The organism is Streptomyces sp. NPDC055078 (assembly GCF_053607985.1).
Genome location: NZ_JBSGUP010000234.1, coordinates 1 through 11,427 on the forward strand (window position 1 = coordinate 1; position 11,427 = coordinate 11,427).

The following is an 11,427-nucleotide window of genomic DNA, read 5'->3' on the forward strand; positions in this document are numbered from 1 at the left end:
CCTCAAACGCCGGCAGGGCTGGGAGATGGCGGCGGGGCTGGGGGTGGGCCAGCCCCGCCGGGTGGTGAGTCGGGTGGTCAGGAGGGGTCGTCCTCGGCGCTGAGGCCGAGGCCGGGGAGGATGCCTGGGAGCAGCGGGGGGATGGTGATGTCCGCAGGGGGCTCGTTGGGTGCGGGTTCGTTGGCCGCGGGCGGGGGCGGGGTGCTGTTGGGCGGTGGGTCGAAGAGCCCGCCGGGGTTGCCGCCGAGGAGGCCGTCGCTCGTGGGTGGGGCGGAGGCCGAGGGGCGGGGTTTGGCCGGGGTGGAGCCGGGGCGGGTGTCGGGTGCCTCGGAGGCGGGGGGTTTTGTACCACCGCCGGGGGAGGACGTCGTACTGCCGGTGTCCTGGGACGCGGTGCCGGGGCGCCTGGAGTCGCCGCGGCCCTGGTCCGGTGGGCTGGGCAGCAGGGACTGGAGCGGGCCGACCTCTTGGTCTATGGCGTCGAAGACGTGGTTCACCTGGTTTCCGACGTCTGTGAGCTGGACCGGGAGCCGGTCACGCAGTCCGTTCCACGCGTCGCGGTGGGCGCGGGAGAACGAATTGAGCTTCTGGATCGGGCCGAGTGAGCCGTCGCGCTCATATGCCTCGTGGAGCAGCCGGTGGCCCTCCGACGCGTCGTGGCGCATGCCGTTGAGCGCGCGGCGGATCTCGCTCAGCGATTCATGGTCCAGATCGCCCGCCCGGCCGCGCTCCATGAGGCGGCGGGCTTCGCTGAGGCGGGTGGACGCCTGGTCGAGGTACAGCTCGCCGCGGTTGGAGTCACCGTCGGCCATACCGCGCCGGATGTCCTCCATGCCCCGCTTGAGCCCGTACAGCGAATCACCGGGAAGGGCGTCGGAACTGGCAGCGGCGACCCCGCTGAAGGCTCCCGCGGCGACACCGACGGTCAGACCGCCGGCTGCGATCCCCTTTGACCAGCGGGAGCGCGGTCGGAGCTTGCGGAGCGGGGAGGCCCGGTGTGCGCCTCGGCCCGACTTCCGCTGCTCGGGCACCGTAGGGTCCGGGGATGCGCTCCCCGAGGCCGTGCCTTCCTGGAGCATGGCCTCCATGGCGGCAACGAGCTGTGCCCGCTGCACCACTTTGACCTCGGGATCCATTTCCGGCCTCGGCAGCTCGCCGAGGCCGGTCGCCAGAGCCAACAGCCGCGTCTGTCCGGTCTGTTCGACCGAATCATCCGGCTGTCCGGCCGCCTGATCTTCCATGGCCTGGGCGAAGGCGTTCGCCCGCCGGTGGGCCGATACGTTCGCGATCACTGGCGGCACCTCCTCTCGTCATGACGATCGACTCCCCTGGGGGTCTGGAAGGTTGCACGCCTTGAGCACATCCACACGATCGAGTGAGTGGCTGCGGGCATGGCGTGACCACAGGGAGCCTGCATCCCGCACAACGAGCGTCGCGGCACTTGGGTTACGCGCGGAGGATGATCGGACCAGTGCGTCATTGAGGCGTCACCGATGGTGAGTTGGGTTAGGTCAGCGGGCGTCGTCGGGCAGGAGGCGGGCCAGGGTTCGTACGGCACGGTACTGGAGGGTCTTGATCGCACCCTCGTTCTTGCCCATGACTCTGGCTGTCTCCGCGACCGACAGGCCCTGCAGGAAGCGCAGGGTCACGCACTCCTGCTGCTGAGGATTGAGTTTCCGCACCGCTTCGAGCAGCGCGGCGTTGGAGAGGGACTCCAGGACGGAGTCCTCGGGGCTGCGCTCGACCTCATTGGCGTCGAGCATCTCGCCGGTGGTCACTTCCAGCCGGAACCGGCTGGACTTGAAGTGGTCGGCGACCAGATTGCGGGCGATGGTGACCAGCCAGGCGCCGAAGTCACGGCCCTGCCAGGTGAAGGTGGAGATCCGGCGCAGGGCGCGCAGGAACGTCTCGCTGGTGAGGTCCTCCGCTGTCGCCTTTCCGCCGACGCGGTAGTAGATATAGCGGTAGACCGTGTCGCTGTACTGGTCGTAGAGCCGGCCGAAGGCTTCGGCCTCGCCCGCTTGCGCGCGCTCGACCAGTTCCATCATGCGGGCGCTGTCGCTGTCGGCGGTGGGGCGGCGGGCGGCCGACGGGGCGCCCGAGCCGGTCCGGCTGCTCCGTCTCGCGACACCACGCCCGCTTCCCGGCCGCCTCCCATCGACGACGGTGCCGACGGTGCTGCGGGCCGACCCCTCCTTGAAGCCGTCGGCCAGGGCGTAGAGGGGGGCGGCGTGGCCGCCGGTGGCAATGCGGGGCATGGCGAGGGCGGGGACGGCGTACGCGGTGGGGACGAAACCGCGCAAGTGGTCGAGGACCGTCGCGCGGAGCGTAGCCAGGCCCGAGGCGTCAACCCCGACGTGTGGGTACACGGGACTCCCAGAGGCAGAGCTTCCATCACGTGCAGTAGCGGGACGGTTCACCCGTCGTGACGACGACTGGTGGGATCCCGTATGCGTCTGAGGAGAATAACGCTTCGTACAGGCAGTGCTACACCCAGTTGCTCAAATCATCGATTACGTCGCTTCTGTGATCTCTCTACGACCAAAGAAGTAGCAGATAGTGAGCACCTGCTGATCAGATTCGTTCACGATCCGACTCTTCGCGGATGCGGCGCGTCCGGCGCACACGGTGCGTTTCTGCCGGGAGGGTCAGCGCCGGCGACGGTGGAGGGCCACGGCGGCGGCCGTACCTCCCGCGATGGCGCCGACGCCGGCCGCGGCGGGGATGCCGACCTTGGCCGCTTTGCGGCCTGTCCGGTAGTCGCGCAGCCGCCACTCGCGCTCGCGCGCGTGTTTACGCAGTTTCGTGTCCGGGTTGATCGCGTATGGATGTCCTACGAGCGACAGCATCGGGATGTCGTTGTGCGAATCGCTGTACGCCGCACAGCGCGCCAGTTCGAGGCCCTCGGCGGCTGCCAGCGCGCGGACCGCCTCCGCCTTGGCGGGGCCGTGCAGCGGCTCGCCGACGAGCTTGCCGGTGTAGACGCCCGCGACGGATTCGGCGACCGTGCCGAGGGCGCCGGTCAGCCCGAGACGGCGGGCGATGATCGTCGCGGTCTCCACCGGGGCGGCGGTCACCAGCCAGACCTTCTGGCCCGCGTCGAGGTGGGCCTGGGCGAGCGCGCGGGTGCCTGGCCAGATCCGGTCGGCCATGTACTCGTCGTAGATCTCCTCGCCGATGCTCATCAGCTCGGAGACGCGATGGCCCTTGACGATGGAGAGGGCGGACTCGCGGACATCGCGCATATGGTCCGGGTCCTCGACGCCCGCGAGCCGGAACCACGCCTGCTGCCAGGCGAACCTCGCCAGCTCGCTGCGCTCGAAGAACTTCCGCTTGTACAGGCCCCGGCCGAAGTGGAAGAGCGCGGCGCCCTGCATCACGGTGTTGTCGAGGTCGAAGAAGGCCGCGGCGCGGTCGTCGCCCTCGACGGGGAAGGGCGGCGCGGAGGATTCCCCGCTCTCCGCGGCTTCCGAGGGCACATCGGGCCCTCCGGGCTCGTCCGCCGAAATGGCCGGTTCTAGCTCTTGTGAATTCTTGCGCGCTGCCTCGGCTGCCGCCTCGCCTGCCAGGACGCTCCGTGCGGTGGCGGAGCGTCTACGTGGGGTGAGCCATCCCAGTGCGGCCATACGGCGAGCATAGCCAGTCTGTTCGGTACTTCCCGACACGCCGGGAATGCGGGGGCGTGAACTCTGGGCGGCCCGTCTGTTAAGCGGACCGGCCGGCCCGTACGGCGAACCTGCGGGTGCGACCCACCGGTTGGCCGGTTCGGCGGGGGTGCCGGCCCGTGCCCGTACACCGGTCGGATCCCGGGCGTGCCGCACGGGCGTGTCCCGGCCGGAGACGGGACCCGGCGCCTCCTGCCCGGGGGCCGGTACCGGGGCTCGCGCGGGTCCCGGCGGGTCCCGGCGGGTCCCCGCGGGGCTCGCGGGGGACCTCGCAGGTCCCCGTACGGGATCTTCCGCCGCGGGTGCCCGGAGGGGCCGCACGGCCGGCCGGGAGTGGGCGGAGAATGGGCTCATGAGTCCTGTGCTGTGGCGTACGAGGAAGAAGGCGGGCGACCGCGTGGTGACGCTGATCGGGAAACCCGGGTGTCATCTGTGCGACGACGCGCGCGCCGTGATCGAGGAGGTGTGCGATGAGACCGGTGCGTCCTGGGAGGAGAAGGACATCACCCGGGACGAGGCGCTGCACCGGGCGTACTGGGAGCAGATTCCGGTGGTGCTGGTCGACGGGGAGCAGCACACCTTCTGGAAGGTCGATGCCGGGCGGCTGCGGCGCGCGCTCGGCGTGTGAACGGGAGCGCGATGGCCTCGCCGGGAGCCGGTGCCGGGCCGCTGTCGCCGGGGTGCCGTCCGGGCCGTGGGGTGCCTCAGGCCGGCTGCCTGTCGTCGCCATCGGGCGCCGGCGGGACGGCTGCCCGTCGTTCTGTCGCTGTCATGGCTCTATCGGGACCTGATGGGGACAGGGCACAGTAGAGCGGTCTCGGGGGCGTATGGGTGAGGAGAGTGTGCTGTTTTGCCCCCTTCGGTGCGTGAACGGGTCGGCGCGGTCCGAGGTTCCAGGTTTACGCGATCAGAACGCGTGACCCCGATCACTTTGCTCGGACAAAACGGACACCATCTTTGTGCACGCGTTCACAAAGACATAGCCTGCATTCGACGGGGCGGTCTTGCGACACACGGCCGCCTAGAGCCCCGCTCATCCCGCAGGAGCACCGTGGCAACTGGCCGAAATCACCGACCGGCGACCCGCAGCCGAGGAATCCCCGAGGCCACCGTCGCCCGGCTTCCGCTGTATCTGCGGGCGCTGACCGCGCTGTCCGAGCGGTCCGTGCCCACGGTCTCCTCCGAGGAGCTGGCCGCCGCGGCGGGGGTCAATTCCGCGAAGCTGCGCAAGGACTTCTCGTATCTCGGGTCGTACGGCACCCGGGGTGTCGGGTACGACGTGGAGTACCTCGTCTATCAGATCTCCCGTGAGCTGGGGCTGACCCAGGACTGGCCCGTGGTGATCGTCGGTATCGGTAACCTCGGTGCCGCCCTCGCCAACTACGGCGGGTTCGCCTCCCGGGGCTTCCGGGTCGCCGCGCTGATCGACGCGGACCCGGCGATGGCCGGGAAGCCGGTCGCCGGGATGCCCGTACAGCACACCGGTGAGCTGGAGAAGATCATCAGCGACAACGGGGTGTCGATCGGGGTCATCGCCACCCCAGCGGGCGCCGCGCAGCAGGTGTGCGAGCGGCTCGTCGCGGCCGGGGTGACCTCCATTCTGAACTTCGCGCCCACCGTTCTGTCCGTGCCGGACGGTGTCGATGTGCGCAAGGTCGACCTCTCGATCGAACTCCAGATCCTCGCCTTCCACGAGCAGCGGAAGGCGGGCGAGGAGGCCGAGGCCCTGGCCGAGGCGGCTGCCGAAGCGGCTGCTGAAGCGGCGGCTGCCGCCGCTGCCGCGGCCCGGAAGGGACCTGACGGGGACATGCCCGCCGTGATGCCGGCATGAGCCTCCTGGTCGTCGGACTGAGCCATCGCAGCGCGCCGGTGAGCGTGCTGGAGCGGGCGTCGCTGTCTACGGACGCGCAGGCCAAGCTCCTCCAGGACACGCTGGCGGCCGAGCCCGCGGCGGAGGCGGCGGTGCTCGCCACCTGCAACCGCATCGAGCTGTACGCCGACGTGGAGAAGTTCCACGCGGGTGTCGCCGAGCTGTCCACGCTGCTGGCGCAGCACAGCGGGGTGGGTCTTGAGGAACTGACCCCCTATCTGTATGTGCACTACGAGGACCGGGCGGTCCACCATCTCTTCTCGGTGGCCTGCGGGCTGGACTCCATGGTCGTCGGCGAGGGACAGATCCTCGGACAGATCAAGGACGCCCTGGCGCGCGGGCAGGATCTGCACACCGCCGGCCGGCTGATCAACGACCTCTTCCAGCAGTCCCTGAGGGTCGGCAAGCGCGCCCACAGCGAGACCGGGATCGACCGGGCCGGGCAGTCGCTCGTCACCTTCGGCCTCGAACAGCTCGCGGACGGCGCCGATGTCGAGTCCTGGGCCGCGCACAAGCGCGCGCTCGTGATCGGCGCGGGATCCATGTCCTCGCTCGCCGCTACGACGCTGGCGCGGCTCGGCGTGCGGGAGCTGGTGATCGCCAACCGCACCCTCGACCGGGCGACCCGGCTGGCCTCGGTGCTCGCGGGGCCTGCGCAGGACGGCGGGATGGCGGTCCGGGCCGTCCCGATGGCCGCGGTGGCCCAGGAACTGACACGTGCCGATGTGGTGGTGTCCTGCACCGGTGCCACCGGGCTCGTACTGACCGCGGACGCGGTGGTGGAGGCGCTGGCGGGGCGGGCGGCGGCGGACGTGGACGAGGCGTCCCTGGAGACCGGCGCGTCCCCGCGCACCGACGCGTCCCCGGATACCGGCCCGGCAGCTGCGGGCTCGGTGTCGCGTACTGACATGCGTGCCGATACGCGTGCCGATACGCGTACGGCCCCGGCCGGCCCGGACCCGGGGACGGACCCGCTGCCCGATGACCTCCCACAGGGCTCGCGCAACGATCATCTCCGGGCGCCGGACGGCAGCCTGGTGGCCCGGCTGGCGGCGGCGGCCGTGCGGGACGGCCGGATACACGACCGCTCCGTGGCGCCCGCCCCGGGCGGGTCGCCCGCCGGGGACGCCGGAGCGCCCGCCGAGGGTCCGGGCCCCGATGCCGCACCCGGTGCCGGTGGTGCCGTCCCGTCCAGCGCGCCCTCCGGTACGGCCGGGCGCTCCGGCTCCGCAGGCCCGGGTGATGCCGCGACCGGCGTGCCGCCGCTCGGCGGTGCTCCGGGCGAGCGCTCCGGCGCCGTCCGGTCCGGTGACCCGGAACAACCCGGCGCGGCGCAGGGCTCCGGCGCCGCCGGGCCGGACCGTGCCGAGATCAGCTCCGCGGCCGGACCCGCCGACGGGTGTCCCGTAGGGCTTGAGCATTCGGCCGAGGCGCTGGCGCAGCACGGGGCGTGGGTGGAGAACGCGGGGCGGCGGATACGTATCGCCTCGCCCGGTGGAACGGCCGGGAGTGCCCCGGTGCGTATCGCGCTGCTCGATCTCGCCATGCCGCGCGACATCGACCACGCGGTGCACCGGATCCCCGGGGTACGGCTCATCGACATCGAGTCGCTCGCCGAGGCGTCCGCGGACGCGCCGATGGCCGCCGATGTCGACCAGGTACGGCATCTCGTCTCCGACGAGGTCGCCGCTTTCGGCGCGGCCCAGCGTGCCGCGCACATCACGCCGACCGTGGTCGCGCTGCGCACCATGGCCGCCGATGTCGTGGCGGGTGAGATCGCCCGGCTCGAAGGGCGGCTGCCCGCCCTGGACGAGAAACAGCGCGCGGAGATCAATCAGACCGTCCGCCGTGTCGTCGACAAGCTCCTTCACGCGCCCACCGTGCGGGTGAAGCAGCTCGCGAGCGAGCCCGGAGGCGCCGGGTACGCCGACGCGTTGCGGACACTCTTCGACCTCGACCCGGAGACGGTCGCCTCCGTCAGCCGGGCCGACATGAATGACGCTGACGTCAAGAACCGAGGGCGAGTATGACCGAGAGGGCACTGAGACTCGGGACCAGGCGAAGCGCACTCGCCATGGCCCAGTCGGGGCAAGTGGCTCAGGCGGTGCGCCAGTTGACCGGCCGTCCCGTCGAGCTCGTCGAGATCACCACGTACGGGGACACCTCCCGGGAGGCTCTCGCACAGATCGGCGGCACCGGGGTGTTCGTCGCCGCGTTGCGGGAGGCGCTGCTGCGCGGCGAGGTGGACTTCGCGGTTCACTCGCTCAAGGACCTTCCCACCGCGCAGCCCGACGACCTCCTGCTCGCGGCGATTCCGCTGCGTGAGGACCCGAGGGACGTCCTGGTGGCGCGGGACGGGCTGCCCTTCGAGCGGCTGCCCGATGGCGCCAGGGTCGGGACCGGTTCGCCGCGCCGGATGGCGCAGCTGAACGCGTACGCCCGAGCGCACCACACGCGCATACAGACCGTGCCGATCCGGGGGAACATCGACACCCGGATCGGATATGTACGGAGCGGGGAGCTGGACGCGGTGGTTCTCGCCGCCGCCGGGCTGAACCGCGTCGGAAGGGCGGACGAGGTGACCGACTTCCTGTCGGTGGACTTCGTCCTGCCGGCCCCCGGCCAGGGGGCGCTGGCGATCGAGTGCGCCGCGGATAACGCGCGCCTCGCCGCCCGGCTCGCGGAACTCGACGACCCGGCAACCCGGGCCGCCGTGACCGCCGAGCGTTCTCTGCTCGCCGCCCTGGAGGCCGGCTGCAGCGCACCTGTCGGTGCGCTCGCCGACCTGTTGGGCGAGGAGCAGGCTGTCACCGAAATGCGCCTGCGCGGGGTCGTCGGTACCACCGACGGCTCGACGCTGGTGCAGCTGTCCACCACCGGTCCCGTACCCACGTCGCACGGCGACGCCATCGCGCTCGGTCGCGAACTCGCGTCCGAGATGCTCGCCAAGGGTGCGGCCGGTCTTATGGGGGAGCGAGCACATTGAGCCCCACCACCAACCCGTCCTCGGCGTTCTCGGCACACGGGCACGTCACTTTCCTCGGCGCCGGTCCCGGCGACCCAGGACTGCTGACCTTGCGGGCTGTCGAAGCCCTCGCGGGAGCCGACGTACTGATCGCCGAGCCCGATGTGCTCGACGTCGTACGCGGCCATGCGCGGGCGAGCGTCAGCACGCCTGAGCTGACCGTTGTTGACGATGCGTCAACAGCCGCCAGAATCCCCGTACTCAGGGACGCGGTCAATCTTGTCATGGAGGCGGCGCGCGGCGGAAAGCGGGTCGTCCGTGCGGTGACCGGTGATCCGGGTCTGGACGCCGACGCCGGTCAGGAGATGCTGGCCTGCGCCGCGGAGGGGATTCCCTTCGAGGTCGTGCCGGGCATCGCCACCGCCGTGGGTGTGCCCGCGTACGCGGGTGTTCCGCTGCGGGACGCGCAGGGGGCGGATGTCCGGTTCGTGGACGCCCGTACCGCCAGCGAGCGGTGCTGGAGCGAGGTCGGCGCGAGCGACGGCACGGTCGTCGTGTCGACGACGCTCGACGCGGTCGCGGCGGCGGCGAGCGAACTGGTCGGCTCGGGCCGTAAGCCCGACACCCCGCTGACCGTCACCGTCGCCGGTACGACGACCCGGCAGCGGACCTGGACGGCGACCCTCGGCACGATCGGGGTGACGCTCAAGCAGGCGAAGGTGCTGCCCGCGCCGGACGGCCACCGGCCGGTCATAGCCGTCGTCGGTGAGCGCAGCTGCGCCGCCCAGCGGGACCAGCTCGCCTGGTTCGAGTCGAAGCCGCTGTTCGGCTGGCGGGTGCTGGTGCCGCGCACCAAGGAGCAGTCGGCGTCGCTCTCCGACCAACTGCGCTCCTACGGCGCCGTCCCGCACGAGGTCCCGACGATCGCCGTCGAGCCGCCCCGTACGCCCCAGCAGATGGAACGTGCCGTCAAGGGGCTCGTCACCGGGCGGTACGAGTGGATCGCCTTCACCTCGGTGAACGCGGTCAAGGCCGTACGCGAGAAGTTCGAGGAGTACGGGCTCGACGCCCGCGCCTTCGCGGGGATCAAGGTCGCCGCGGTCGGTGAGCAGACCGCCGCCGCGCTGGTGGACTTCGGGGTGAAGCCCGATCTCGTGCCGAGCGGTGAGCAGTCGGCCGCGGGGCTGCTGGAGGACTGGCCGCCGTACGACCCGGTCTTCGACCCGATCGACCGGGTGTTCCTGCCGCGGGCCGATATCGCGACCGAGACGCTGGTCGCTGGGCTGATCGAGCTGGGCTGGGAGGTGGACGACGTCACGGCCTACCGGACCGTGCGCGCGTCGCCGCCGCCGGCCGAGACCCGGGAGGCGATCAAGGGCGGCGGCTTCGACGCGGTGCTGTTCACCTCGTCGTCCACCGTACGGAATCTCGTCGGTATCGCCGGGAAGCCGCACAACGTCACCGTCATCGCCTGTATCGGCCCCGCCACCGCCAAGACGGCGGAGGAGCACGGGCTGCGCGTGGACGTCCTGTCGCCGGAGCCGTCGGTGCTCAGGCTCGCGGAGGCGCTCGCGGAGTTCGGGGCGGCGCGGCGGATGGCGGCCGTGGAGGCGGGGGAGCATGTGACCCGGCCGAGCGAGCGCAGGCCGGGGGGTCGTCGCAGACGGACGACGACCTGATCCGATCCGACCCTGATCTGATCCGACCTGGAGCCGATCTGATACGCGGCAGGGGGCGCACGGTGGTCCGTGCGCCCCTCTGCTGTGTCCATCGGCGGGCAGCCGGGCAACCGGGTCGAATCCCGGGCTCCGGCACCCGCGGGCTTCGGCACCCGGACCGGGCGCTCGCGTGCCGGGGCGTAGCGTGGAGTCCATGAGTGCGTATGGATCGAGTGCGTATGGATCGTTTCCCCGTGCCCGCCCGAGGCGGCTGCGGACCACCCCCGCCGTGCGGCGCATGGTCGCCGAGACCCGGCTGCATCCCGCCGATCTGATCCTGCCCGCCTTCGTGCGGGAGGGGATCGGGGAGCCCGTGCCGATCTCCGCCATGCCGGGCGTGGTGCAGCACACCCGGGACTCCCTGCGGAAGGCGGCCGTCGAGGCCCGGGAGGCCGGGGTCTCCGGGATCATGCTGTTCGGGGTGCCGGAGGAGGGGAAGAAGGACGCGCGGGGGAGCGCCGGGACCGATCCGGACGGGATTCTCCAGGTCGCCATCCGCGATGTGCGGGCCGAGGTCGGCGACGATCTGGTGATCATGTCTGACCTCTGTCTGGACGAGTACACGGATCACGGCCACTGCGGTGTCCTGGACGCCGCCGGCCGGGTCGACAACGACGCCACGCTGGAGCGGTACGCCGAGATGGCCCGGGTCCAGGCCGATGCGGGCGTCCATGTGGTGGGGCCGAGCGGCATGATGGACGGCCAGGTCGGCGTGGTCCGCGATGCCCTCGACGCCATCGGCAGCCAGGACGTCTCGATCCTCGCGTACACCGCCAAGTACTCGTCCACGTTCTTCGGGCCCTTCCGCGAGGCCATCGGCTCGTCGCTGACGGGGGACCGCAGGACGTATCAGCAGGACCCGGCGAATGTCCGCGAGTCGCTGCGGGAGCTGGCCTTCGACCTCGAAGAGGGCGCGGACATGGTCATGGTCAAGCCGGCCGGGCCGTATCTCGATGTGCTGGCGAAGATCGCCGAGTCGGTGGACGTGCCCGTCGCCGCGTACCAGATCAGTGGTGAGTACGCGATGGTCGAGGCCGCCGCCGAGAAGGGCTGGATCCAGCGGGACCGGGCGATCATGGAGACGCTGACCGGGATCAAGCGGGCCGGGGCGGGGATGATTCTCACGTACTGGGCGACGGAGGTCGCGCGGGGGCTGTGACTGGGGTTCTGGGCGTACGCGAACGGCGGGCCGGGGAAGGCATCCCGGCC

General features: G+C 71.3%; 9 protein-coding genes. 6 read left to right on the forward strand and 3 right to left on the reverse strand.

Annotated features, from left to right (window positions below; translation table 11 throughout):
- Positions 1 to 77 precede the first annotated feature (77 nt).
- The 3 genes from ACWF94_RS20315 to ACWF94_RS20325 all read right to left on the reverse strand — a co-directional run bounded on the left by ACWF94_RS20315 (position 78) and on the right by ACWF94_RS20325 (position 3,626).
- Positions 78 to 1,292, reverse strand: a complete 1,215-nt coding sequence (locus tag ACWF94_RS20315) for a DUF5667 domain-containing protein (protein WP_453489953.1) — start codon at positions 1,290 to 1,292, stop codon at positions 78 to 80.
- Positions 1,293 to 1,511: 219 nt separating this feature from the next.
- Positions 1,512 to 2,369 carry an ECF subfamily RNA polymerase sigma factor, BldN family gene (locus ACWF94_RS20320; protein WP_453489956.1) on the reverse strand — a complete coding sequence of 286 codons (858 nt, stop codon included), beginning with the start codon at positions 2,367 to 2,369 and terminating at the stop codon, positions 1,512 to 1,514.
- Positions 2,370 to 2,648: 279 nt separating this feature from the next.
- A complete protein-coding gene (locus ACWF94_RS20325; RefSeq protein ID WP_453489959.1) occupies positions 2,649 to 3,626 on the reverse strand; it encodes an HAD family hydrolase in 978 nt (325 codons plus the stop codon).
- A gap of 391 nt (positions 3,627 to 4,017) precedes the next feature.
- Here ACWF94_RS20325 and ACWF94_RS20330 point away from each other — a divergent pair, with 391 nt between their 5' ends.
- The 6 genes from ACWF94_RS20330 to hemB all read left to right on the forward strand — a co-directional run bounded on the left by ACWF94_RS20330 (position 4,018) and on the right by hemB (position 11,377).
- On the forward strand, positions 4,018 to 4,293 hold the full coding sequence (locus ACWF94_RS20330; RefSeq protein WP_453489962.1) for a glutaredoxin family protein: 276 nt from the start codon (positions 4,018 to 4,020) through the stop codon (positions 4,291 to 4,293).
- Between the two features lie 423 nt (positions 4,294 to 4,716).
- The gene (locus tag ACWF94_RS20335) at positions 4,717 to 5,496 is read left to right on the forward strand and encodes a redox-sensing transcriptional repressor Rex (protein ID WP_453489965.1); all 780 of its coding nucleotides are present in this window, start codon (positions 4,717 to 4,719) and stop codon (positions 5,494 to 5,496) included.
- Complete coding sequence (locus tag ACWF94_RS20340) at positions 5,493 to 7,565, forward strand: glutamyl-tRNA reductase (protein WP_453489968.1); 2,073 nt, start codon at positions 5,493 to 5,495, stop codon at positions 7,563 to 7,565. The genes ACWF94_RS20335 and ACWF94_RS20340 overlap by 4 nt, the downstream gene beginning before the upstream one ends.
- Positions 7,562 to 8,521 (forward strand): hydroxymethylbilane synthase, encoded by a 960-nt coding sequence (hemC, locus tag ACWF94_RS20345; protein WP_453489971.1) that lies wholly within the window; start codon positions 7,562 to 7,564, stop codon positions 8,519 to 8,521. The genes ACWF94_RS20340 and hemC overlap by 4 nt, the downstream gene beginning before the upstream one ends.
- Positions 8,518 to 10,179 carry a uroporphyrinogen-III synthase gene (locus ACWF94_RS20350; RefSeq protein WP_453489974.1) on the forward strand — a complete coding sequence of 554 codons (1,662 nt, stop codon included), beginning with the start codon at positions 8,518 to 8,520 and terminating at the stop codon, positions 10,177 to 10,179. Before hemC ends, ACWF94_RS20350 begins: the two co-directional genes overlap by 4 nt.
- A gap of 193 nt (positions 10,180 to 10,372) precedes the next feature.
- A complete protein-coding gene (hemB, locus tag ACWF94_RS20355; protein WP_453489977.1) occupies positions 10,373 to 11,377 on the forward strand; it encodes a porphobilinogen synthase in 1,005 nt (334 codons plus the stop codon).
- Positions 11,378 to 11,427 lie beyond the last annotated feature (50 nt).